Annotated in this window: 25 protein-coding genes; 13 read left to right on the top strand and 12 right to left on the bottom strand. The window is 59.0% G+C overall.

The window, feature by feature from the left end; genetic code table 11:
* Positions 1–3: 3 nt before the first annotated feature.
* From glnA to AC0V6Q_RS00700, 5 genes are all read right to left on the bottom strand, one after another.
* Positions 4–1,413 (bottom strand): type I glutamate--ammonia ligase, encoded by a 1,410-nt coding sequence (glnA, locus tag AC0V6Q_RS00680; RefSeq protein ID WP_486166524.1) that lies wholly within the window; start codon positions 1,411–1,413, stop codon positions 4–6.
* Between the two features lie 81 nt (positions 1,414–1,494).
* The gene (locus AC0V6Q_RS00685) at positions 1,495–1,833 is read right to left on the bottom strand and encodes a P-II family nitrogen regulator (RefSeq protein ID WP_486166525.1); all 339 of its coding nucleotides are present in this window, start codon (positions 1,831–1,833) and stop codon (positions 1,495–1,497) included.
* Positions 1,834–2,078: 245 nt separating this feature from the next.
* Positions 2,079–3,047 carry an N-acetyl-gamma-glutamyl-phosphate reductase gene (gene argC, locus AC0V6Q_RS00690; protein ID WP_486166526.1) on the bottom strand — a complete coding sequence of 323 codons (969 nt, stop codon included), beginning with the start codon at positions 3,045–3,047 and terminating at the stop codon, positions 2,079–2,081.
* Complete coding sequence (locus AC0V6Q_RS00695; RefSeq protein ID WP_486166527.1) at positions 3,044–3,400, bottom strand: hypothetical protein; 357 nt, start codon at positions 3,398–3,400, stop codon at positions 3,044–3,046. The genes argC and AC0V6Q_RS00695 overlap by 4 nt, the downstream gene beginning before the upstream one ends.
* A 69-nt stretch (positions 3,401–3,469) precedes the next feature.
* Entirely contained in the window at positions 3,470–4,855 is a 1,386-nt protein-coding gene (locus AC0V6Q_RS00700) for a leucyl aminopeptidase family protein (protein WP_486166528.1), read from the bottom strand.
* Positions 4,856–4,950: 95 nt separating this feature from the next.
* On the opposite strand from AC0V6Q_RS00700, the gene map reads away from it, so the two are divergent.
* Positions 4,951–5,778, top strand: coding sequence for a type I methionyl aminopeptidase (gene map / locus AC0V6Q_RS00705; protein ID WP_034959834.1), 828 nt, complete (start codon positions 4,951–4,953; stop codon positions 5,776–5,778).
* 13 nt (positions 5,779–5,791) lie between these two features.
* Here the strand turns inward: map and AC0V6Q_RS00710 are convergent, their stop codons facing one another.
* The 3 genes from AC0V6Q_RS00710 to ccmA are packed head-to-tail and all read right to left on the bottom strand — an operon-like array spanning position 5,792 to position 7,750.
* Positions 5,792–6,454: a hypothetical protein gene (locus tag AC0V6Q_RS00710; protein WP_486166529.1), complete on the bottom strand. Its 663-nt coding sequence runs from the start codon at positions 6,452–6,454 to the stop codon at positions 5,792–5,794.
* A gap of 16 nt (positions 6,455–6,470) precedes the next feature.
* A complete protein-coding gene (locus AC0V6Q_RS00715) occupies positions 6,471–7,121 on the bottom strand; it encodes a heme exporter protein CcmB (protein WP_486166530.1) in 651 nt (216 codons plus the stop codon).
* A complete protein-coding gene (ccmA, locus tag AC0V6Q_RS00720) occupies positions 7,118–7,750 on the bottom strand; it encodes a heme ABC exporter ATP-binding protein CcmA (RefSeq protein WP_486166531.1) in 633 nt (210 codons plus the stop codon). The genes AC0V6Q_RS00715 and ccmA overlap by 4 nt, the downstream gene beginning before the upstream one ends.
* A gap of 63 nt (positions 7,751–7,813) precedes the next feature.
* Here ccmA and AC0V6Q_RS00725 point away from each other — a divergent pair, with 63 nt between their 5' ends.
* The gene (locus AC0V6Q_RS00725; RefSeq protein ID WP_486166532.1) at positions 7,814–8,119 is read left to right on the top strand and encodes a 4a-hydroxytetrahydrobiopterin dehydratase; all 306 of its coding nucleotides are present in this window, start codon (positions 7,814–7,816) and stop codon (positions 8,117–8,119) included.
* 271 nt (positions 8,120–8,390) lie between these two features.
* Here AC0V6Q_RS00725 and AC0V6Q_RS00730 read toward each other — a convergent pair whose 3' ends face one another.
* The 4 genes from AC0V6Q_RS00730 to AC0V6Q_RS00745 form a co-directional block, all read right to left on the bottom strand.
* Positions 8,391–9,212 carry an SDR family oxidoreductase gene (locus tag AC0V6Q_RS00730; protein ID WP_486166533.1) on the bottom strand — a complete coding sequence of 274 codons (822 nt, stop codon included), beginning with the start codon at positions 9,210–9,212 and terminating at the stop codon, positions 8,391–8,393.
* Between the two features lie 84 nt (positions 9,213–9,296).
* Positions 9,297–11,387, bottom strand: a complete 2,091-nt coding sequence (locus tag AC0V6Q_RS00735; RefSeq protein ID WP_486166534.1) for a S9 family peptidase — start codon at positions 11,385–11,387, stop codon at positions 9,297–9,299.
* Between the two features lie 147 nt (positions 11,388–11,534).
* Entirely contained in the window at positions 11,535–11,951 is a 417-nt protein-coding gene (locus AC0V6Q_RS00740) for a TonB family protein (protein ID WP_486166535.1), read from the bottom strand.
* Positions 11,952–11,965: 14 nt separating this feature from the next.
* Positions 11,966–12,583 carry a DNA-3-methyladenine glycosylase family protein gene (locus tag AC0V6Q_RS00745; RefSeq protein WP_486169214.1) on the bottom strand — a complete coding sequence of 206 codons (618 nt, stop codon included), beginning with the start codon at positions 12,581–12,583 and terminating at the stop codon, positions 11,966–11,968.
* Between the two features lie 109 nt (positions 12,584–12,692).
* Here AC0V6Q_RS00745 and AC0V6Q_RS00750 point away from each other — a divergent pair, with 109 nt between their 5' ends.
* The 11 genes from AC0V6Q_RS00750 to mraY all read left to right on the top strand — a co-directional run bounded on the left by AC0V6Q_RS00750 (position 12,693) and on the right by mraY (position 23,796).
* On the top strand, positions 12,693–13,007 hold the full coding sequence (locus tag AC0V6Q_RS00750; protein ID WP_486166536.1) for a 2Fe-2S iron-sulfur cluster-binding protein: 315 nt from the start codon (positions 12,693–12,695) through the stop codon (positions 13,005–13,007).
* Between the two features lie 75 nt (positions 13,008–13,082).
* The gene (locus AC0V6Q_RS00755) at positions 13,083–14,093 is read left to right on the top strand and encodes a cysteine synthase A (RefSeq protein ID WP_486166537.1); all 1,011 of its coding nucleotides are present in this window, start codon (positions 13,083–13,085) and stop codon (positions 14,091–14,093) included.
* Positions 14,094–14,163: 70 nt separating this feature from the next.
* The gene (locus AC0V6Q_RS00760; RefSeq protein ID WP_486166538.1) at positions 14,164–14,598 is read left to right on the top strand and encodes a hypothetical protein; all 435 of its coding nucleotides are present in this window, start codon (positions 14,164–14,166) and stop codon (positions 14,596–14,598) included.
* Positions 14,579–15,424: a hypothetical protein gene (locus tag AC0V6Q_RS00765; RefSeq protein ID WP_486166539.1), complete on the top strand. Its 846-nt coding sequence runs from the start codon at positions 14,579–14,581 to the stop codon at positions 15,422–15,424. The genes AC0V6Q_RS00760 and AC0V6Q_RS00765 overlap by 20 nt, the downstream gene beginning before the upstream one ends.
* A 460-nt stretch (positions 15,425–15,884) precedes the next feature.
* Complete coding sequence (locus AC0V6Q_RS00770) at positions 15,885–16,379, top strand: division/cell wall cluster transcriptional repressor MraZ (protein WP_486166540.1); 495 nt, start codon at positions 15,885–15,887, stop codon at positions 16,377–16,379.
* The gene (rsmH, locus tag AC0V6Q_RS00775) at positions 16,376–17,332 is read left to right on the top strand and encodes a 16S rRNA (cytosine(1402)-N(4))-methyltransferase RsmH (protein ID WP_486166541.1); all 957 of its coding nucleotides are present in this window, start codon (positions 16,376–16,378) and stop codon (positions 17,330–17,332) included. The genes AC0V6Q_RS00770 and rsmH overlap by 4 nt, the downstream gene beginning before the upstream one ends.
* The gene (locus tag AC0V6Q_RS00780) at positions 17,329–17,892 is read left to right on the top strand and encodes a hypothetical protein (protein WP_486166542.1); all 564 of its coding nucleotides are present in this window, start codon (positions 17,329–17,331) and stop codon (positions 17,890–17,892) included. The genes rsmH and AC0V6Q_RS00780 overlap by 4 nt, the downstream gene beginning before the upstream one ends.
* Entirely contained in the window at positions 17,889–19,715 is a 1,827-nt protein-coding gene (locus AC0V6Q_RS00785) for a peptidoglycan D,D-transpeptidase FtsI family protein (protein ID WP_486166543.1), read from the top strand. Before AC0V6Q_RS00780 ends, AC0V6Q_RS00785 begins: the two co-directional genes overlap by 4 nt.
* Positions 19,712–21,235 (top strand): UDP-N-acetylmuramoyl-L-alanyl-D-glutamate--2,6-diaminopimelate ligase, encoded by a 1,524-nt coding sequence (locus AC0V6Q_RS00790; protein ID WP_486166544.1) that lies wholly within the window; start codon positions 19,712–19,714, stop codon positions 21,233–21,235. The genes AC0V6Q_RS00785 and AC0V6Q_RS00790 overlap by 4 nt, the downstream gene beginning before the upstream one ends.
* Positions 21,232–22,716, top strand: coding sequence for a UDP-N-acetylmuramoyl-tripeptide--D-alanyl-D-alanine ligase (locus AC0V6Q_RS00795; RefSeq protein ID WP_486166545.1), 1,485 nt, complete (start codon positions 21,232–21,234; stop codon positions 22,714–22,716). Before AC0V6Q_RS00790 ends, AC0V6Q_RS00795 begins: the two co-directional genes overlap by 4 nt.
* A 9-nt stretch (positions 22,717–22,725) precedes the next feature.
* Positions 22,726–23,796, top strand: a complete 1,071-nt coding sequence (gene mraY / locus AC0V6Q_RS00800) for a phospho-N-acetylmuramoyl-pentapeptide-transferase (protein WP_486166546.1) — start codon at positions 22,726–22,728, stop codon at positions 23,794–23,796.
* The last annotated feature ends 4 nt before the right edge of the window (positions 23,797–23,800 follow it).

Consider the following 23,800-nt stretch of genomic DNA (forward strand, 5'->3'; position numbering starts at 1 on the left):
CTCTTACGAGCTGTAGTACATGTCGTACTCAACCGGGGCAGGCGTGGTTTCAAGGCGCATTACCTCTTCCCACTTAAGCTCGGTATAAGCTTCGATCTGGTCTTTCGAGAATACGTCGCCTTTGAGAAGGAAGTCGTGATCGGCTTCCAGAGCCTCGAGCGCCTCGCGAAGCGAACCGCAAACCGTTGGAACCTGTGAGAGCTCGGCTGGTGGCAGATCGTAAAGGTTCTTGTCCATTGCTTCGCCCGGGTGGATCTTGTTCTCGATCCCGTCGAGGCCAGCCATCAGCAATGCCGAGAAGGCAAGGTACGGGTTCGCAAGAGCATCCGGGAAGCGGAACTCTACTCGCTTGGCTTTCTCGCCAGCACCGTAAGGAATGCGGCACGAAGCAGAGCGGTTGCGCGCAGAGTAGGCAAGCAGCACTGGCGCTTCAAAGCCCGGGACCAGACGCTTGTAGCTATTGGTGGTCGGGTTGGTGAAGGCGTTAAGAGCCTTCGCGTGCTTGATCACACCGCCGATGTAATAAAGGCAGTTTTCCGAAAGGCCGGCATACTCATTGCCTGCAAAAGTCGGCTTGCCGTCTTTCCAGATCGACATGTGGCTGTGCATGCCCGAACCGTTATCGTCCTTGATCGGCTTTGGCATGAATGTCGCGGTTTTGCCGTAAGCGTGCGCGACTTGCTGCACGACATACTTGTAGATCTGCACGTGGTCAGCGGATTCAGTCAGTGTCTGGTATGTAATACCAAGCTCGTGCTGAGCGGCAGCCACTTCGTGGTGGTGCTTGTCCATAGAGAGGCCGATTTCCTGCATGGTCGAAACCATTTCGGCACGGATGTCCATGGCGCTATCGACAGGCGCTACGGGGAAGTAACCGCCGGTTGCGCGTGGGCGGTGGCCCATATTGCCCATCTCGTATTCTTTGCCGGTGTTGGTCGGCAATTCGACATCATCAATGGCAAAGCCCGAGCCTGCATAACCGTCTTCGAAACGCACATCGTCGAACATGAAGAATTCCGGCTCTGGACCGACGTAAATGGTGTCACCGATGCCGGTTGATTTCAGATATGCTTCGGCGCGGGTCGCGGTTGAACGCGGGTCGCGGCCATAAAGCTGACCATCGGAAGGCTCGATGATGTTGCAGAAGATGCTGATCATCGGGGTTGCGCTGAACGGATCGGCGTACACCGCGTCAAGGTCAGGCTTCAGGATCATGTCGCTTTCGTTGATGTCTTTCCAGCCTGCGATGGACGAGCCGTCAAACATAAGGCCATCTTCGAGAGCATCTTCGTCCATGACGGCCGCCGACATCGAAAGGTGCTGCCACTTGCCTTTGGGATCGGTGAAGCGAAGATCGACCCATTCGATCTCTTCGTCCTTGATACGTTTTACGATGTCTTTTGCGGTCGCCATTTCGGTATACTCCAGCTTGTCGTTATTGTTCGAGAGGTGCGCCTGACCGTATTCGGTCTTGGCGCGGGTTTTCAGTTGAAATCAGATAGCGTCTTCATTGGTTTCGCCGGTGCGGATGCGGAGCGCGCTTTCGATCGGCGAGACGAAGATCTTGCCATCGCCAATCCGGCCTGTTTGTGCTGCTGCTGCTATCGCTTCGACAACGCGTTCGGCCTGATCATCAGCGATCACGACTTCGAGTTTCACCTTAGGTAGAAAGTCGACGACATATTCGGCGCCGCGGTAAAGTTCCGTGTGACCCTTTTGCCGACCAAAGCCGCGCGCCTCTGTGACGGTGATACCCGAAACGCCGATTTCGTGGAGCGCCTCTTTAACTTCGTCGAGTTTGAAGGGTTTGATGATCGCTTCGATCTTTTTCACGTTAGATATGTTCCCGCATACGCCGTGGCTGACTATTGCACTTGGCGCTTGTTCTTAAGCGCACGCGCATCAAGAATCATGCCAAGGCTTTGTCACACTTGGGTAGCCGATCTGAGCCCTCGCGCAAGGATCATTCCGTAGGGCCGCGTTAAGCGCAGCAATTTATCAACACTTGCCAGCTGTGCCTAATGGGCGGGCGGGCCTGCCCAATAAACAGGCAGGCGGGCTACGTGTTGCAACCTAGCTCAGAGCCGAAGCCCTGTCGTTTCCTCTAAACCGCACATGATATTGAGGTTCTGGATCGCCGCGCCGCTCGCGCCTTTGCCAAGGTTATCGAGGCGGGCGATCAGGCGAATATGGGTTCGGATGTCTGGGTAGCTTAAATCGCCAAACGCAAACAGTTCCATGCCGTCCCATGGTTCTGAGTTCTTGGCAAGTTGAAGGGCTGCAATCTGATCGGCTTTCCCCGCGACCGGGTCGTCTACATGGATGATGTTCGATCCCCTGTATTGGCGCTGCCATGCTTCGCGGATATCGTGCGCTTCGCCTATCTCCAAAACGCTAAATGGGATCGGGACATCGACCAGCATTCCACGATAAGCAGGAACGACGGCGGGCGAGAATACGGGTGGGCGGGCTAGGCCTGAGTACTCTTTCATCTCGGGCAGATGCTTGTGGTTAAGCTGCAATCCGTAGGCGTGAAAAGCTGTGTCGCTATCGTAAGCGGTATCGCCGTTGCCTTCGAACCGGTCGATCATGCTTTTTCCGCCACCCGAATATCCACTCACGGCATTGGCGGTGAGTGGCCAGTCGGCTGGCATAAGCCCCGCGCGAACAAGCGGTGCGACAAGCGCCAGAAACCCTGTCGGATAACATCCCGGATTGCTCACAAGCTGCGCGTTCGCGACCTTCTCATGCCCGATGAGCTCAGGAAAACCATAGATCCACCCATCCGCCACCCGGTGCGCGGAGGACGCGTCGATGATCCGTGTATTCGACCCTTCCGCAAGCTTAACCGCTTCACGCGCCGCATCATCGGGCAGGCACAAAATTGCCACATCCGCCTCATGCAGAGCTTCGCGGCGAGCCTCCAGATCCTTGCGCTGCTCATCGTCGAGGACGATCAGCTCAAATTCCTCGCGATCCTTTAACCGGTCTCGAATTTCAAGGCCGGTAGTGCCAGCCGCGCCATCGATGAAAATCCGGTGTGTCATGGCGAAATCAGCTTTGCGGCTTTCATATAACCACTTGGACCCTGCGGACCCAGACATCCCCAGATCCAGTCGCCTGATACGTCGATGACCTCGACCAATGTGCCCGGTTCGAACCGGGTCACAATCGGGCTGTCATCGCGGGTATTTTCCATCACGTCGACGCCTGCCTCACCAACGGTCCAGACATGCGGTATCACATAATGCGCGGCCAGATGCGTGCCCGCCAGAGCAATATGCGCAAGGTCACCGCGCAGCGCCAAAGTACCGGGCGCAGGCGTTTTCACCGGGCCCTTAAGGCCCAGATCACCGCTTGGCACTGTATACTCGTGGGTTTGGCGGGTGTCGCCGCTCATTCGCAATTGCTTTCCTGAAAAGCCCCGTTGTTTTTTCGCGCTTAGACACACAGACGCCTTGGGGCAAGTTTAGCTCCCAAATCGCTGCTTCAACATGTGCCACGAGGCCCGCAGGCCATAGGCTGTGCCGCCTTTCGAGCGCCCGGGTTTGGGGAACGGACGCCATGCGAAGGTGTCAAAATGGACCCAGTCGATGCCTTCCTCAACAAAACGGTCGAGGAATAGCCCCGCAACGCTTGCGCCTGCATAGGGGTTGGAATGCGCGTTCACGATGTCTGCGATGTCGGAATTGAGATATTCGCGGTAGGCATCGGGCAGGGGTAGGCGCCAGGGTTCATCCCCGTTGGCGCGGCCTGCTTCGATCAGCGCATCCGAAGTCGCATCATTGCGCGCCATCATTGCAGCATAATCCGGGCCAAGCGCCACGCGTGCAGCGCCGGTAAGTGTCGCAAAGTCGATAATAAGCTCCGGCTTTTCCTCGCTCGCCCGCGTCAAAGCATCGCCAAGGATAAGCCGTCCTTCGGCATCGGTGTTGTGGATCTCGACCGTCAAACCCTTGCGGCTTGGCAGGACATCGCCGGGCCGGAAAGCGGGCCCCGAAATCGCGTTCTCGACCGCTGGCACAATCAGATGCAGCCGCACATTTAGCCCTGCGCCCATGACAAGGCCCGCCAGCGCAATCGCGTGCGCTGCGCCGCCCATATCCTTTTTCATAAGCCGCATTCCGGCGGCGGGCTTGATATCAAGGCCGCCTAAATCAAAACACACGCCTTTGCCAACGATGGCCAGAACCTGCGCGTCCTTCGCTCCCCATTCGAGGTGCAAAATGCGCGGGTCATGCTTTCGAGCCGCAGCGCGCCCTACGGCGTGGACCATGGGATAGCCTTGCTCCAGCTCATCGCCGCGCGTCACTTTCAGGTCCGCGCCATGCTCTTTGGCAAGCTTCTTGAACTCGGCCTCAAGCGCGGCAGGCCCCATGTCTTCAGCCGGCGTGTTCACCAGATCGCGCACCAGCATTTCAGCCCGAGCCTCGGCGACATAGCCGGGGAGGCGTCCCACTTGCTCTGTCAACAGAATGCGAGGTCCGACCGCATTGTCTTCCGTCTTGTAACGGGCAAAGCGATAGTGCGCGGTGAGCCAGCCAAACGCCGCGGCGCCAGGCTGTGCGTCCACCAGACGATACGTTCCTTCAGGCAGGTTTGTCGCAAGGGCCGCAAGGCAATAGCTTCCCAGATTTGCCGGATCACCGACCCCGCCAACTGCAAAGAAGCCGTCGCCATCCGGCACAATGCCAACAGTGCCAGCATCGCCTTCGAACTTCTGCGCCTTCAGGCTTGCATGCTGGCCAGCGGTAAGCCCTTTGGCAAACGCTTCGAAACCAGCCTTGGTAATCAGATGGATGGCAACCGCATTTTGCCCGCGGTCTGCCTGGATCAGGTCATTAATTTCAGTCATGTTTTCCTATTGCTGGCAAGGGGCAAGCTTGTCACGCGCTTTTGTCTGTAATCAGGCGCTCGCATTCTTGTGAGCAGGCCGCTATATGGACGCTCATGACTGAATACCAACTCGTGACAAGCAATGACACCGTCTACCGCGACGGCACTATCAAACTGCACACCGAAGAAGGCTTTGAAGGCATGCGCGCCGCGGGTCGTCTGGCTGCGACCATCCTTGATGAGGTTGCCGATATGGTGGAGCCGGGCATCACCACGGCTAGCATTGACGACCGTGTGCGCGAGATGACTTTGGATGCGGGCGCTGTGCCTGCCACGCTGGGCTATCGCGGCTACACCCACTCATGTTGTATCTCGATCAACCATGTGATTTGTCACGGTATTCCGGGTCCCAAGGTCCTCAAAGAGGGTGACATTCTCAACGTCGATGTGACCCCGCTTCTGGATGGTTGGCATGGCGATACGTCCCGTATGTTCTTCGCTGGCGAACCTTCGATCAAGGCAAAGCGTTTGGTCGATGTGACCTATGAATGCCTGATGCTGGGCATCGAGGCGGCGGGTAAGCCGGGCGCGCGGCTTGGCGATATTGGTGCCGCGATTGAAGCGCATGCAAAGCAATTTCGCTACGGCGTGGTGCGCGAATTTTGCGGCCATGGTCTCGGCCGCCTGTTCCATGATGCACCCGAAGTGGTGCACGCCGCGAAAGCAGGCACCGGGCCAGAGCTCAAACCCGGCATGTTTTTCACCATCGAGCCGATGATCAACCTTGGCAAACCATGGGCGAAAGTCCTCAACGATGGCTGGACCGCCGTCACCCGCGACAAGAGTCTGTCGGCCCAGTTCGAACACTCCTTGGCGGTTACCGAAGAGGGCACGGAGATTTTCACCAAAAGCCCGACCGGACGCGACAAGCCGCCTTATTAATGGGCCTAACCTCTCACAGGATGAGAGGGATAAGGCTGGCCACCATCACCACAACAATGATGATGGAGAAGGCCAGCATGGCCAGCGTCGACCGTGTAAAGCGCCCTTGCGTCCTCCAGTCAAAACCAAGCGCTATCGCGACCGTTATCGGCACCTGAACTGCAATCGCCAGCGGGTCCGGCAATTCTAACACTTGCACCACCCTTGCGTAGGCCGGCGTCATAAAGGCAAGCGTGCCGATCAACATCGCCATGCGGTGCCGCGCGATTTCCTTGCGCGCTGCGAAGCGGATAGCGGCAAGGTACAGCGGTAGGAAAGTCGCAAATGCTGCAAGGTTGACGATGGTTACCTCGACCCGTCCCAATTCCTCGCCAATGTTCACCGCTAAGGTAAGGCCGGTGACCGTCATTACCGCCACCAAGCCAAGCGATGATTTGCCCATCATCCGGTGGAGCGAATACCGCCCGTTTGCGGCAAGCCAAGCCTGCGTCCCCAGCAAACCCATCCACGCCAGCATCGAGACGCCGTGGATGATGACAAGCGGTGTGTAGCGCGCTTGCACCTCTGTGTGCGCGGCGGCCTTTACCGCGAAAGCCACAAGGCTGAACGCCAAGAGGGCAAATGCGATGCGAGCGAGCAGGAGGTTTGCCTGCCTGTGGGTTTCGGGTGCTTTCATCGTCGCAAAGCTACGATCAAACCTCCCGCGCGGCTTTAATCGCAGCGCCTGCCGCGAACGGTGCCATCGCCACCAGCCCCAGACTGATCGCCGCGACAAAGCCCAGACTTGCGCCGTCCTGCCTTGCCAGAGCGCCCGCGCCGAAAATCAGGATCGGGAGCGCCAGCGGCACCATCAGCAATCCTGACAATGCAGCGCCTGCGCGAAGGCTCGCGGTGAGGGCGGCTATCATCAGGCCTATCGCTGCCAGACCGGGTGTCCCTGCGAGAAGGCCCAGCAAGAGCAAATGCAAAGTCGGCCCGTCGATAGCCAGCAGAGCCGCAGTAGGAAAGGTTGCAAGGATCAGCGGCGGGCCAAAGCTTAGCCAATGCGCGACCAACCGCACCGCCATCATCATTTCCTCTGTCAGCCCGCGCAGCCGCAGCTGGTCGAAGAAACCAAGCTCAATATCGCTCGCCACTAACTTCTCCAGCGGCAGGATCGCGGCAAGCAATGCCGCAATCCACACAACCCCGCCGCCTGTGCGCGACAGGATGTTGACGTCCGGCCCCACCGCAAAGGGGTAGAGCATGGCAATCGCGATGAAGAACATCACCGGCAGGCTTGCCCCGCCGCCTGCGAAGGGGAAGAACTTGGCCAGATCGCGCTTCAACAGCGTCCCGATCATTCCTCTTCCTCCACCGCGCGGGCCGGCACATAATCGCCGAGCTCCAGCGTTTGCAGACCCTCTATTTCCAGTCTCTGGTGCGAGGCGATGAGCGCTAACCCGCCGCTTTTTACATGACCCTCGATCAGCCGGGTGACCGTCTCGATCGCTGCGGTATCAAGGCCCGACAATGGCTCATCCAGAAGCCAGATCGGAACGCTGCGCCCCATTAGTGCGGCGAGGCCCGCGCGCTTCCTTTGCCCGGTCGAGAGATACCGCACCGGCACTTCCAACAGAGTGCTCAAGCCCAGCTTGCCATAGACCTGCGACGGGTCGCCGCCGCCATCAACCGCGTTCCAGAAACCCAAGGCCTTGCCCAAAGGCAGATCGGGGTCGAGGGCGGGGCGCTCATCCAGCAGGCCAAGCTCGCCTTCGCGTGACACCTCGCCTGCAAAGGGCGTGGTGAACCCGGCCAAAGCGCGCATCAGGGTCGTCTTGCCCGTGCCATTCGCGCCGGTGATATGCAGCGCGTCGCCCTCTCCCAAGGTGAAACTCAACTTGCGAAACAACAACCGGTCGCCGCGCCTGCATGCGAGGCCAGAGGCGGCCAGGGAGGCGGCCAAGGAGGTGTTAGGCGGTTGCGCTTGCATCGCGTCAAGCGTTAGGCAAAAGCTTCTCCAGTCACAACACTCTACATGAAGGTTCCCCCTGCGATGGCCAACGTCCCCGAACTCACCCAAGACGAAGTTGCGCAACTTTTAGAAGATCACCCAAAGTGGGAACTTGCCCGCGAAGGCAAAGCGATCACCCGCACGTTCCAGTTTGGCGATTTCAACGAGGCCTGGGGTTTTATGAGCCGGGTGGCGTTGATTGCCGAGACACAGGACCACCATCCCGAATGGTTCAACGTGTATGCCAAGGTCGAGATTACGCTGACCACTCACGATGCCGGGTCAGATGGCGGCGGGCTTTCGATCCGCGATACCAAAATGGCGCGCGCAATTGATCGCCTGGTTTGAACGCCTGCCGGAAATAAAGGGCCGTAAATTGACCCCGAGAATCAGTGGCGGAAATTAACCCTATGAGACACCACTGTCTCATAGGGTCCTACAAAATTTCCCAACAATCTTTGAGTTTCAGTCTCTTATGTCGAAGCGCTATGAGACACTTTGACGCGAGACGCCGAAAACCGGATTTCAGGGCGATGCAATTTTGAAAGAGCGAGCCGCCATTTTGGCGTGCGATTTCCAAGTAGGAAAGCGCCCGCTTATCCGCCTTTAACTTCCGCCCTTAGTTTCCACCAAGCAGGCTTCCCGCACCGCGCTGTTGCTTGCGCACGCGGCCCGGCATCCATCGTTTGGCGAAATTGAGCTTCTTGGCGGTTTTCCCGACAAGATAATGCAGCGCATCGCCGTGGACCGCATCCCACACGGTTTTGGCGACCTCTTCCACCGGAGTGATTTCAAGGCCCGCCTCTTGAACGCGTGTGCGCACCTGTTCGTTCTCCCCGCGGTGCCCCGTGCCATCCAAAAGCGGCGTTTCGATAAAGCTGGGGCAGATCGAGGATACCTTGATCCCTTCGCCTGCCCATTCTGCGTCCAGACTTTCAGCAATCCCGCGCACGGCAAATTTGGTGGCGGAATAGACGCTCATCCCAGACCCGCCGGTGATGCCAGCAGCGCTCGCCGTGTTGACAAGAGCAGAGCCCGGAGCAGCTGCTTTGAGATGCGGGTATGCGGCTTGTGCGCCGTACAAAACCCCGCGCAAATTGATGTCGAGGCAGGCGTCGATCTCGTCTTTTTCAAGCTCGGCCAGAGGACCGCCTGTGCCGATCCCGGCATTGTTGAACATGACATCGATCCGCCCGCCTGCGGCCTCGCTTGCGGATTGCAGAGCCACGTCCCACGCATCGCGGTCGCGCACATCAAGTTTGTGGGAATGCTTGGCATCCCCTTCGATCAGGCCCAGCGTTTCCTCTAGCCCTGCTGCATTCACGTCGGTCACAGTGACAAACCACCCGCGTGCAGCAAAATACACCGCAACCGCGCGGCCAATGCCCGACGCGCCGCCGGTGATGAAAATGTGGCGCTTACCCTGTGATCCCGAAGTCATTTGCCTCTCTCCATAAACAAATCGCCCCGAGGGTTACCCCGAGGCGATCTGTTTGTCAGCAATGTCGCAACTGGAAGTGGGTGATTACCCGCCCAGCGCGTCCTCCAGGCCCTTTACGTGCTCTGCGCCTTCGACGATTTCAGCCGTCGACGGGGCAAGCACATCGCCAAGTGGCTCAGAACGCCCGCCGATGCATTCCGACAGGAAGTTTTCAGCCACCGCAAAGAACGAGATCGAGTTGGTGGGCTTGGCAAAACCGTGACCTTCATCGGGGTAAAGGACATAGGTCACAGGAATGCCTGCTTCCTTCATCGCGCCTACGATCTGGTCGCTTTCCGCCTGTTTCACGCGCGGGTCATTTGCGCCTTGTGCGATGAGCAGCGGCTTGACGATCTGGTCCGCCTTATAAAGCGGGCTTGCCGCTTTCAGAAGCGCCAAACCTTCTTCGGTGTTCGGATCGCCCATGCGGGTGTGGAACATCTTCACAATCGGAGCCCAGTACGGCGGGATGGTTTCCAGCAGGGTTTCCAGGTTGGACGGGCCAACAATATCGACGCCGCAGGCGAATTTGTCCGGTGTGAACGTCAGGCCAGCCAGCGTTGCATAGCCGCCGTATGAGCCGCCCATGATCGCAACCTTATCCGGCACAGCCACGCCTTCATTGATCGCCCAATCGGTCGCATCGATAAGGTCATCGTGCATTTTCAGGCCCCATTCGAGGTTGCCTGCGTTGAGGAAGTCCTTGCCAAATCCGGTCGAGCCACGAAAGTTCACCGAAAGCACCGCATAGCCGCGATTAGCGAGCATTTGGTGGATCGAATTGAACCCGTAACTATCGCGCGCCCACGGTCCGCCGTGGACCAGCAGGACCATTGGAACCGCCTCGTCAGGCTTGCCATCGCCATCGCTGTCGCTGCCAACGGGCAGTGTCAGATATGAGGGCAGGGTCAGCCCGTCGCGGCTGGTGATTTCACGCGGGTGCATGGGTTGCAGCGGCATCCCTTCAAGCTCGGGCCGCGAGGTGTAGAACGGGGTAAGCGTTTCGGCATCGCGGTCATAGATATAGGTCGCGGTTGGCGCGGTCAGCGGATCGTTCCACACGATCCATGTCCGGTCATCATCGGTGCGGCTGGAGATGCCGAAATCACCTTCGAGCCTGCCATCGAGCCAGTCGAGCGCGGCGCCAAGCTCTTCGTCAATCGCGGTCCATTTGTTTTGCAGGTAGTTGACGCTGTAGGCTTCGACGACGCCGGTTTTGGGGTCGCGGATGGTGCCGCCAATATCGGCCTTGTCATCTTCGGCGATGAGGGTTTTTTCACCCGTAGCGGTGTCCTGCGCGAAAAGCGCCGCGGTATTGCGACCCCGGCTGTCGAGCCAGTAGAGGATCGACCCATCGGTCGTATAGCCGGCCGGGTCAGTGGTCAGCGAATCCTCCATCTGGGTGGATTCAAAAGGCTCGGCTGACACTTCGTTGTTTTCGACATTGAAATAATCGCTGCCGCCTTCGGCATTCTGGCGGAACGCCATGCGCAATGTCAGCGTGTCATCGGCCACAAAACCTGCATAGCCGTTGTTTTCGTAAACCAGCGTCAATTCGCCGGTCGTGATGTCGAGCATATGCACATCATGGAACTGCGGGTTGCGGTTGTTGATCCCAAGAAGGACCTTGTCCTTGATCGTCTCAGACGCGCCCACGATCGTAATGCGGGTGTTCTCGAACGGAGTAATTGTTTTCTCTTCCAGCGTGTCGAGATCAATCTGATAAAGCAGGAAGTTTTCGTCCCCGCCCTTGTCCTGAACATACATGATGCTCTTGCCGTCGGGCGCCCAGAAATACTGGCGGATCGGACGGTCGGTCGAACTTGTGATGACTTTGCCAGCATCAGGCGTTTCGCGCGGGGCAACCCAGATATTGAGCACGCCATCTTGAGGGGCAAGCCAGCTGAGCATTTTGCCATCCGGGCTGATCTGGCCAGCCGCTCGCGTCGGGTTGCCAAACAGCGCATCGCGCGGGATCAGTGGAAAGCTTTCAGCAGGTGTCGTCATTTGGTGTCCATTATGTGCAGCGTGGTTATCAGCAGCTGGCGCGTTTGCCGCTGTCATCGCCGGAAGTGTGAGCAGCGCCGCCGCCGCAGTGGTTGCAAGCAGCTTCGCAGAGTTCGGGAATATAGGCATGAAAACGCCTCCTTCAATTTTCAAGAATTGGAACAATTTGCCCCGGTGCCCATGCGAAGAGTGCTACACGTAAGCCCGACGCGTGCAAGTGCACTTCGTCGGAAACGAACGGCATTTGGTCGTGGCTGCGGGTGCTCTGGCCGCGCCTCAGCGGTCTTCGGCTGGCGGATTTCCAAGGGTCAATGTGAATTCTTGCGTCCATTGGCCAAGGGTCGGGTTGCCCTCGTCATCAGTGGCAGGTGTGAAGCGTGCATAGCGGATGGTGCCACGGCAGGCCCATTGGTCGATGATATTATCGCCGCTGGTTTTCTTGATCTGGCAATGCGTCGCACGCCCGTTTGTGGTGACAAGCACGTTGATCGTAGCGGTGCCTGTAACGTCCCTGCGGATGATTGGGACGGGGTAATTCTCGATGATCTTCTGCCCAAACTGCTCTGCGTTTGACAGCGTCGCCTCAGGCAACTCGGCGCGCTCGAAAAACGAGAGTTCGGGCACTTCGTCTTGCGCATTTGCACACAGGACGGTTGCTGCAAGTGCTAGTGAGAAAGGCCCGGCAAGTCGCATAACGTCCCCTCCGTTCACAGCGCCGGATTGGCGTAGAAGTGCCAGGTAAACAGTGCCATGCTGGACCGGTGCGGGGACCATGGATCACCAAGATGGCGGCACTCTTTCTCCTTGGGGCGCTCGCCCAGGTCCAACAGGCGCTTCACCCCCTCTTGCACGGCGAGGTCACCGGCGGGCCAGATGTTGGTGCGGCCTTCTGCAAACATCAGATAAATCTCCGCTGACCACCGGCCAATACCCTTGATCCGGGTAAGTTCGGTGATCGCCTCTTCATCGTCTTGGGGCAGGGCATCGAAATCGACCACGCCTGCCTCGACCAACTCGCACAAAGACCGCGCATAGCCCTGTTTCTGGCGCGACAATCCGCAGGCGCGCAGTGTGTCGAAATCGCGTTTCAACAGGCAAGAGGTTGTGAAATCCTCGCCCAATTCCGCCTCCAGCTTGCTCCACATGGACGCAGCCGCTGCCACCGACACCTGCTGGCCCACAATGGTGCGCAGCATCGTCTTGTAACCGGTCGGCCGGACGCGCGGTTCGGGATAACCGATCCGGGCAAGCTCCTCGCCAACGCGCGCATCTTTGGCCGCCAAGGCGTCCAGTTCGCTTCGTAAAATGCTTGCGCTAAGACCCACGCGGCTTCCCTTCTGTCTTGCCATATGCTGTCGAAGTACCTAGCTGATCGCCAAGAAAACCCAAGAGTGCATTCTTGCGCTCAAAGCCAGAATCAAGGACCAACGCACCATGCCCAAGCTTATCGTCACAAACCGCGACGGCGAAACCAGCGAAATCGAAGTCGAAGATGGCCTGACCGTCATGGAAGCGGTTCGCGACAATGGCTTTGACGAATTGCTCGCGCTGTGCGGTGGCTGCTGCTCATGCGCGACCTGCCACGTTTATGTCGACGAAGCGCCTGCAGAAATTCCTGCGATGAGCGAAGACGAAGATGACCTGCTGGAATCGTCCGATCACCGCAAGGAAAGCTCGCGCCTCTCCTGCCAGATCGCGCTCGCGCCAGTGCTTGACGGGATGAAAATCACCATCGCACCTGAAGACTGATAGCGTAGACGAATTGAAGCGCTTGAAGGTTTATCTTGATTGCAGGGGTCACCGCGCCCCTCTATTTCGAGAGCCATGAACATTACCAAACCTTTTGGCGACACGCTCGCCCTCATTGGCAATACTCCGCTTGTACGCCTTCAAGGGGCAAGCAAGGCGGCTGGCTGTGACATTTGGGGCAAGTGCGAATTTGCCAACCCCGGCTCCAGCGTAAAGGACCGCGCGGCGCTTTACATGATCCGCGATGCCGAAGAACGCGGCGAATTGAAACCGGGTGGCACCGTCATCGAAGGTACGGCTGGTAACACCGGAATTGGCATTGCGCTGGTGGCGAATGCGCTGGGCTACAAGACGATCATCGTCATGCCTGACAACCAGTCCAAAGAGAAAATGGACACGCTGCGGGCGTTGGGCGCTCAGCTCGTTCTGGTGCCGCCAACAAAATACGCCGATCAAAACCACTTCCAGCACGTCTCGCGCCGCATGGCCGAAGAGATCGACGGCGCAGTGTGGGCGGGGCAGTTCGACAATGTCGCCAATAGGCGGGCCCATATCGAAGGCACCGCGCTTGAATTGTGGGAGCAAACGCAAGGCAGGATCTCCGGCTTTACCTGCGCGGCAGGGACCGGTGGCACCATTGCCGGTGTTGGCATGGGATTGAAGGAAAAGAACCCCGACATCCGCATCGCTCTAACCGATCCGCATGGCGCAGCGCTCTACAGTTATTACGCCACCGGAGAGCTGAAATCCGAAGGGTCGTCGGTTGCCGAAGGCATTGGGCAGGGCCGCATCACCGCCAACCTCGAAGGTGCGCCGATTGATACCCAGTTCCGGATTTCGGATGAAACCGGAATGGAATGGGTCAAACAGCTCCTCCGCGAAGAGGGCATGTGTTTAGGGCTGTCGAGCGGCATCAATGTCGCGGGCGCGATCGAGCTTGGCAAACAATTGGTCGCAGATGGCCACGAAAACCCGCAGGTCGCAACCATCCTTTGCGATACAGGTTTTCGCTATCTTTCAACGCTCTACAATCCGCAATGGCTTGCCGAAAAGGGCCTGCCTGTGTTCGATTGGCTTGAGCAGTAGGTTCGGGCAATTGGCAGGGGTGGCAAGCATTCCAATCGACACGCATTCCATTGGTCGCTAAACCGGTCCCATGAACGCCGGAAAATTCCAAGCTCACATTGATGAGGCCCAGATCGAAGCAGCGCAAGACGATGCGCAGCTCGACAGTGCGCCCCCGGACGGTGCACCTCTGGGTGGCACAAAATCCGAGGCGACGCAGCGTTTGCAAATCGGGCTGTTCGGACTTGGTTCGATGGTGCTTTTGATCGGTCTTGCGACCATTATCGGCAATCAAGCGGACCGCACGCTGGAAAGCTCCGTGCCAGAGGCCGCTCCGACGACCGAGCCTGTCGAAGCACCGCAGCAACGCGATCCGCTCGCCAGCGCTGGGATTGTGCCGGATATTCCCGCTGAACCAAACGCTGCGGATGAGGGCGCGGAAGGTGCGCCAGACGACCAATCGGTTGAAGATGTGGAGCCGGGCGCGGGCGGATCGCCGCCTAACGATGACAATTCCAAACAATAGGCATAACGGCGCGGCGTTCCCACTGGTCGCTTGTGCCTTCCTGGCGGCCTGCGGTGCCGAGCCAGCGCAGGACGATACAGCCGCGGATCAGGGGCCAAAACCGCAATTGGGCCTGATGACAAGCATGCCGCTGTACTGGCCGCTTGGTGCCAATTTGGGTGCGCTGGCGTCTGGTGAGGCGGATGTCCCGGCACAGCGCAGCGCATTTGAAGCAACGCATGAAATGGTGCTGCTCGACACGCTTTCCCCGATCGCAGGATTGACGCCGGACGCGCCCGAGGTCGAGCCGCTGGCCGAGCTTGAGTACCTTGCCGTGATCCAGCCGCGCGGTTTGACCCCGGCCGATAATGTTGCGCTCGATGATTGGGTTAGGGAAGGGGGGCAGCTTTTGCTGGTGCTCGATCCGCTGCTTGATGGGCATTATCCTTTGCCCCTTGGCGATCCGCGTCGTCCGGTCGAAGCGGCATTGGTCCCGCCGGTTTTGGGCCGCTGGGGGCTGGAGATGCATTTCGACGAAGAGCAGCAAAGCGATCTTCGCGCGTTTGATCTGCCGGGAAGCTCGATACCTGTGGCACTATCCGGCGAACTTCGGGAAATTGCGGGAACGGGTGGCGATTGCCGGCTTTTGGGCGGTGGTACGATGGCGCAGTGTCAGCTTGGCGAGGGGCGGGTGACCGTGCTTGCCGATGCCGAAGTGTTCAAGGGCGATGGTGAGACCCTCAGCCATGATCATAACGATACCCGTGAAGAAGCCTCAGAGGGAGACCCTGCAATAAGAAACTCTGCAATACAGGCACTTGTCCGCTTCGCCTTCGATACCAAGTGACCTTGCAAAGCTTTGGGGATATTACGGGAACTGGAATGTCCGTTGTTCGATCAATAGGGAATCGAGCGGGAATCTTGGGGAATCATACGCGATTTGCCCGATTTTTGAGGGAAATAGGGGGAATTCCTTAGCGATTCTGGTGACTTGTCATCAGAATTTACATGATAAAAATATATATTAAACAGTTATTTACCGTTTAATCCCGTGAAATCCCTAGAAAAGCCCTTCCCAGTGGCTTTCTTCCCCGATATGTCTGGGCTCCATCAAACAAGCCGAATTGCCCCGCGTCGCCGAATACGGTTGGCGCGCTGCTTCCGCTCGCGCGGAGGTGGTGGCGGGTAAGTTGTGACTGATCGGCTGCGTTTGTGTGGCGCTGCGTGACAGCAAGCGTGACTGACGGTGTGACAGGAGGCTGGGTGGCCCTCTTCACACAAAAAGGGAGTGGGACGAGGCCGTGGCAATGCCGCAAAGATATAACGGACAAGCCTATTCGCCAGCCGGCGATAAGGGCCGTTATGTCCTGCCTCCTGCCTTTCGCAAGGCGGTCAAGGAAAGCTCCGGCGGTTCCAAAACGCTCTGTCTGGCGGTGCACGACCGTTACAACTGCCTGATCGGTTTTGGCCTTTCGCGCGTCGATGAATTTGATGCCCAGCTTGAAAAAGAAGAAGAGCGCGCAATCCGCATGGGCGATACGGATTTCGATCCCGATGCGCGCGCGGGCCAGCTTTACGGCTTTGAGCAGGTGCCCTTCGATGACAGCGGCCGTTTTGTGATGCCTGAACAGTTCCGCGATCTCGATCTGGCGGGCGATGGCCTGTATTTTCACGGCTCTGGCAAGTTCTTCATGGTGTGGAAGCCTGACGAGCTTGAGAAAATGGGGAATGATTTCCGCGGCGCTAAAGCATCCTGCAAAGCGCAAATGGCCAAGGCCGCAGCGAAAGGGGGCAAGAAGTGACCCTTTCGCCAGCAATCGCTCCCCACATTCCCGTTCTGCTTGACGAAGTGGTCGCCGCAATCGCGCCCACCAAGGACATGTCGATCATCGATGCGACCTTTGGTGCAGGCGGCTATTCGCGCGCTCTGCTGGCAAGCGGCGCGCGCGTGTACGCTTTCGACCGCGACCCCAATGCGATCCGCGACGGTCAGGCGATGGTCGCCGAATTTGACGGCCAATTGTCCTTGCATCCCGAACGCTTTGCCCAGATGCGCGAAGAGATGGAGCGGATCGGCGTGCCGCAGGTGGACGCGGTGGTCATGGATATCGGCGTCTCTTCGATGCAGCTCGATCAGGCAGAGCGCGGCTTTGCCTTCAGCAGCGACGGCCCGCTCGATATGCGGATGAGCCAGGATGGCGAAAGCGCCGCCGACTTTCTCAACACCGCCGATGAGGGTGCGATTGCCGACGTGCTTTACCAGTACGGCGAAGAGCGCCAATCACGCCGCGTTGCCCGCGCGATTGTGGCTGCGCGTCCGCTAGAGACTACGGGCGAATTTGCCCGCGTGGTTCGCCGCGCCCTGGGTCACAAGCCGCACGATAAGAAAGACCCAGCAACCCGCAGCTTTCAGGCGGTGCGCATTCACGTGAACGATGAGCTGGGCGAGCTTCGCGCTGGCCTTGCGGCGGCTGAATTGCTTTTGAAAGAGGGCGGTACACTCGCTGTGGTCAGCTTTCACAGCCTCGAGGACCGGCTGGTCAAACGCTTCTTCAAAGAGGCGTCGGGCGCGGGGAAGGCGATTTCGCGCCACCTGCCCGGTGAAATTCCCGGACCTGCGCCAACCTTTACCAAAGTCTCCAAGGCGATCCGCCCCACCGAGGCCGAAATCGCCCGCAACCCGCGCGCAAGATCATCAATCCTGCGCCACGCCATCCGCACTTGCGCCCCAGCACTCGAAAGGACATCGGCATGATCGCATCAGGTTCCCGCATTCGTCAGATCGGCTGGGCTGCGGTTTTGGCTGTGTGCGTTGCCATGTTTGCTTTGCTGAGTTTGCAGGTGCAGACCGTGAAGAGCGAAGTGCTGCTTGCAGAGCGCGAAATCATCTCGCTTGAGCGCAATGTCCTGATGCTCGAAACAGAGTTTCAAACCCGCGCAAGCCAGCGCCAACTGGCCGAATGGAACACGATCGAGCTTGGTTATAAAGCGCCGCGCGCCGACCAATATCTCGACAACAACCGCCAGCTGGCGAGCCTTGGCCAGGATGTGCGTCCTGATGCGCCTGCGCCTATCCGCGTTGCGCGTGCAGAGCTGTCGGCAGCCGACATGGGCCCGAATGATATGCGCTCGCCTGTGACAGGGGAGCCCGTCACGCTTGCCTCGGTCAATACGGGTGAGGATGCAGGTGCGATCTTCGCCGATGCCTTTGGCGAGTTCCTGACCGACGCATCGCCCATCCGCCCTGCCAATGCGCAAACGCCGCTTTCGGCCGACACGCAGACAGCGGCACTGCTTGGCGAGGTGGGTCAATGAATACGCTGGCCCTTTCCGAAGGGCTTGGAGCACAGCCGCGCGCGAGGAGTTTTGGAACCGGTCACGGCGTTGATCCGGCAGAACGAAAGCCGCGCCCTGAGACCGTCATTCCTGCAGGCCGCATTCATTCGGCGCACCGGCGTTCCACTTTTCTGGTTGTCGCCCGCACGCGGCTGCTGTTGTTGATGGGGTGCTTTGCCCTTGTGGCGGTGATCGCGCTTCTTCGCGTGGGGTATCTCGGCTTTGTGGGTTCTGCCCCGTCACAGCCAAGCCTCACCGAAGCGTTGCTGCCCCCGCGCGGTGAAATCACCGATCGCAATGGCACGCCGCTCGCGCGCAATTTCCCCGCCTATGCCCTGTGGTTCAACCCCAAGGCGATGGGCGATGATGGCTCGCCACTGGTAAAGTCACCCGCTGAAGTCGCCGCGCAGCTCAAGACCATTTTCCCCGATATGGATGTGGCACGCGCCATGCGAGTTCTGTCGTCAGAGCGCGGTGGCTATGTCCTGCGCCGTATCCTTCCCGAAGATGCGAACAAGGTCATGAACCTTGGCGAAATCGCACTCGAAGTGCCGCGCGAATTTGACCGCCATTATCCGCAAGGGGCATTGGGCGCACACATCCTTGGCTTTGTGCGCGAAAATGACGAGGGCAAGACCGAGGGCGCGTTTGGAATGGAGCAGGTGCTCGACGAGCGGCTTGCCTCGCCTGACCTGCGCGGCGAACCTGTGCCGCTTTCGATTGATCTGCGCGTTCAAGGCGCGCTTGAGGACGAGCTTGGCAAAGGCATGCTGGCGACCGATGCAAAGGGCGCAGCGGGCATTGTTCTTGATGTGGATACAGGCGAGGTTCTGGCCATGGCATCCCTGCCTGCGTTCGATCCAAACCTGTCGGATGCGCACCGTTCGCCCAATATCTACAACCGCGTGACCAATGGCGTTTACGAACTGGGTTCGACTTTCAAGCCGATCACGATTGCCGCTGCGATTGATGGCGGCGTGGTTCGCAATCTTCGCAAGGAATGGAACGCAGCAAATGTCGAGATTGCAGGACGCGAAATCCGCGATCTTCACCCCAAGGGTGCGACGCTGAATGTGCCGGAAAGCCTGGTCTATTCCTCGAACACCGTGACCGCGCGTGTGGCCGATGCGCTGGGCGAGGAAACCATGCGCAAGGTCATGCTCGACCTGCAGATGAACGAGCGCCCTCAAATCGAGCTTCAGGCGAAAGGCCGCCCGCTTTGGCCGCAGGAACTGCCGAACGGCAAATGGTCGCGCATCACCAATATGACGGTCAGCTATGGCCACGGCATCGCAGTAACGCCGCTGCACCTTGCCAATTCCTATGCCGCGATGGTCAATGGCGGTATCTGGCGGCCAGCGACCTTGCGCAAAATCGAGGCAGGCAAAGCGCCCAAGGGCAAGCGTGTGTTCAAGGCGTCAACCTCTTCGCGGATGCGCCAGATGCTGCGCATGATTGCGATGTACGGCACAGGCCGCAGCGCCGATGCGCCGGGATATCGGGTTGGCGGTAAGACCGGTTCTGCGGAAAAAGCGGGGCGGGGCGGGTATCGTCAGACCTCGCTAATCACCACCTTTGCCGCAGCTTTTCCGATGGATCGCCCGCGTTATGTGGTCGTGACTTTGCTGGACGAACCGCGCGGCACTGTGGCCGCAAGCGGGGCACGCACCGCGGCGTTTAACGCAGCGCCTATTGTGAAAGAGCTCGTTCCTCGGATCGGGCCAATGCTGGGCGTTCGTCCTGATGCGAACCGCGACGTTGACATCTCTGACCTGCGCTATCTGGTGGAGGGTCGCCGATGAAGCTGGGGGCGCTGATCGAACAGGCGGGGCTGGATATTGAAGCCGGTGCGGACATTTCCGTCACCGGCTTTGCCATTGATCACCGCAAAGTCGCGCCCGGCACTGTGTTCGGTGCGTTTCGCGGGGCAAAATTCAACGCCGAGGACTTTATCCCGGCTGCGATCGAGGCGGGCGCGGTTGCTGTAATCGCTTCGCCTGAGGCCAAGGTCGAAGGCGCGCTGCACATCGCCAGCGACGAGCCGCGTCAGACATTTGCACAGATGGCGGCGGGGTTCTTTACCCCTGTTCCCGGCACGGTCGTTGCGGTCACCGGCACCAATGGCAAGACCAGCGTGTCGGAAATGACCCGCCAGATCTGGCGCATGTGCGGAGAGCGCGCAGCGAGCATTGGCACTTTGGGTGTCACGACGCCCGATGGCAGCGTTTCAACGGGGCTCACCACGCCCGATATTGTGACTTTCCTGAGCAATATGAGCGGTCTGGCGCGTGAAGGCGTGACCCATGTTGCCTATGAAGCATCAAGCCACGGCCTTTCGCAATTCCGCAATGAGGGCCTGCGCGTGAAGGCAGGGGCTTTCACGAATTTAAGCCGCGATCACCTCGACTATCACGGCACGATGGAAGAATATTTCGGATGCAAGATGCGTCTGTTTGCCGAAGTCGTGGAATCGGGTGGCCACGCGGTCATCTGGTGCGGGGACGATGAAAACGAGTGGACGCAAAGCGCGGTTGCCAGTGCAAAAGCGGGCGGGCTTCACACCTTCACGGTCGGTGATCGGGGCGACAACTTGCGCCTTGTCGGCCGCGAGGCAAGCCAGCTTGGCCAGATGCTCGAGATTGAGCATGAGGGCACAGTTCGCAGCGTCAAATTGCCTCTGATCGGGGCGTATCAGGCAGCGAATGCGCTTGTCGCTGCGGGTCTCGCGATTGTGACCGGGGCGGATGTTGGTCTGGTTTTCGATGCGATCTCGCGGCTTCAACCTGTTCGCGGACGGTTGGAACGGGCGTGCATCACGGCATCGGGCGCGCCTGCCTATGTCGATTATGCGCATACGCCTGACGCATTGGAAGCTGCGATTGCGGCTTTGCGTCCCCATGTAAATACCGAGAAGGGCGGTTTGCTCCGGCTTGTTTTTGGAGCGGGCGGTGATCGCGACAAGGGAAAAAGGCGAGCTATGGGAAGGGTCGCGGCGGAAATGGCCGATTGTGTATGGGTAACCGACGACAATCCGCGAGGAGAGGACCCTGAAGCTATTCGCAATGAGATTATGGATGGTTTCGACGATTGCAGCGCCGACCATCTTATGCAGGCCGGATTCAACGTTGCTGATCGGCGCGAAGCCATCGCAGCGGCCATTGCCGAAGCGGGCGCAAACGACATCATCCTCATTGCCGGAAAAGGCCATGAGCAAGGACAGATAATCGGATCTGGAGAGACAATGCAGGTTTTGCCGTTCGACGATGTGGAAGTTGCGCGTGAATGCGCTGCAGCCCCGGCTCAAAGTGGGGTATCAGCATGAAGGCCGCGCACGCTCTTTTGCGCCAATGGCCAGCGGACCCGCGCGACTTGCTGCCGCTTGCCCTATGGGATGCATCCTCGATTGAGGCCGCGACCGGCGGCGAGGCGTCTCATCAATTTCAGGCATCCGGCGTCGAAATGGACAGCCGCGATGTGCGCCCCGGCGACCTGTTTATCGCGCTCAAAGGCGAGGCGATGGACGGGCACAAATTCTTAGCCTCAGCTTTCGCCAAAGGCGCTGCTGCTGCGATTGTGGACCGGCCCGTCGATTTTCCGCATGTGCTTGTGAAAGACACTACGCAAGCGCTCCACGCCCTTGCCCACTATGCCCGCGAACGCGGCGATACGGTGCGCATTGGTGTGACCGGATCAGTCGGCAAAACCGGCGTCAAAGAGGCAATCTTTGCATCCCTCGACCGGTCAAGCAGGGGCGCTGCCCACCGCAGCGTGCGAAGTTACAACAACCACGTCGGCGTCCCGCTCAGCCTCGCACGGCTTCCGGCGCGCGCGAAATATGGCGTGTTTGAAATGGGCATGAACCACGAGGGCGAAATCGCGCCTTTGTCGGCCCATGTTCGCCCGCATGTGGCTCTCATCACGACGATTGCGCCTGCTCACATAGAGAACCTTGGCAGCATGGAAGCGATTGCTGATGAAAAATCGCAAATCTTCACAGGTCTGATGCCAGGGGGCACGGCCATTATTCCCGCAGACAGCGATTACACGACCCGTATGATCGCAAACGCCAGGGCTATGGGCGTGAAGATCGTCACCTTTGGCCGTAGCAAGACCGCTGACGTGCGCCTTCTTGATGTCATCCCCAGCGCCAATGGCGGCTCGCTCGTTACCGCTCAGCTTGGTCCGGCGCATGATAATTCGCGGCTTTGCTACACGGTCGCTGAACCCGGAGAGCACTGGGTCTCCAACTCGCTTGGCGTTATCGCTGCCGTTCGCGCGGCGGGCGGTGATCTTGGCGCGGCAGGGCTGGCTCTTGGCGAGATGGGCGGATTGAAAGGGCGCGGCGCGCGGCACAACATTGATGTGCCCGGCGGCACTGCGCTGATGATTGATGAAAGCTACAATGCGAACCCTGCTTCGATGCGCGCGACGTTGAAAGCGCTGGGCCAAACACCTGCGCTTCGCCGCGTTGCGGTGCTGGGTTCGATGAAGGAACTGGGCGACTTTGCCGCCGACTTCCACCGCCAGCTAGCAGAGCCTTTGGTAGAAGAGGGCATCGACCATGCCATCCTCGTTGGCGAAGAGATGCGCGCACTGGCGGGCGAACTGGGGAGAAGGAGCGGGAACTCGCTTGGCTTCAAGCCGACTTTCGACCAATGCGACACACCTGCACAGGCTCAAGAAGCACTGGACGCATTTGGCCTCACGCACGGGGATACTGTGCTGGTCAAGGGTTCCAATTCGGTTGGCCTTGGCGGACTTGTCACACATTACACGAGCAAAGCCCCTCCGGGCGGCAGTTGAGGGATCTGAATGCTCTACTGGATCGCAGAATTTCTAGGATTTGAGGGAGCCCTCAATCTTGTGCGTTATCAAACGTTCCGTTTTGGCGCGGCATTGATGACGGCGATGATCCTGGGCCTTATTATTGGCCCCAAAATGATCAGTATCCTGCGCGTGCGACAGGGCAAGGGCCAACCGATCCGCGAAGACGGTCCGCAAAGCCATCTCGCCAAGCGCGGCACGCCGACCATGGGCGGATTGCTCATCCTCGTCAGCCTCGCGGTCTCGCTGCTTTTGTGGATGGACCTCAGCAACCCGTTTGTGTGGGCGTGTCTGGCGGTGACTTTGGGTTTCGGGATCATCGGGTTTATCGATGATTACGATAAGGTCACCAAGAACAGCCACGCCGGGCTTTCAGGGCGTGTCCGGCTGCTTTTGGAGTTCGTGGTCGCTGGCATTGCGAGTTATATCATTGTGAGCCAGATCAACACCAACCTCTACATCCCGTTCTTTTCCGACGTCGAAATCCCTCTGGGGCCGGCGTATTATGTCTTCGCGGCCTTCGTCATGGTGGGCGCGGGCAATGCGGTAAACCTGACCGATGGCCTCGATGGCCTTGCGATCATGCCGGTCATTATCGCGAGCGGCACCTTTGCGATCATCGCGTATCTGGTGGGGCGTCCGGACTTTAGCGAATACCTTGGCATTCCCCATGTGCCGGGTGCCGGAGAGCTTGCGATATTCTGCGCGGCCATAATGGGAGGGGGGCTCGCCTTCCTCTGGTTCAACGCGCCGCCAGCGGCGGTCTTTATGGGCGACACCGGAAGCCTTGCCTTGGGAGGCGCATTGGGTGCGATTGCGGTCGCGTCTCACCACGAAGTCGTGCTCGCCATTGTCGGCGGGCTCTTCGTTCTCGAAGCGGTCTCAGTGATCGTTCAGGTCTTCTGGTTCAAACGCACGGGCAAGCGGGTGTTCCGCATGGCCCCGATCCACCACCATTTCGAACAATTGGGCTGGTCGGAAAGCAAGGTCGTGATCCGCTTCTGGATCATCGCAATCGTGCTTGCGCTGATCGGCCTTTCAACCCTCAAGCTGAGATAACGAA

The sequence above is a fragment of the Erythrobacter sp. S227 genome (genome assembly GCF_057364925.1).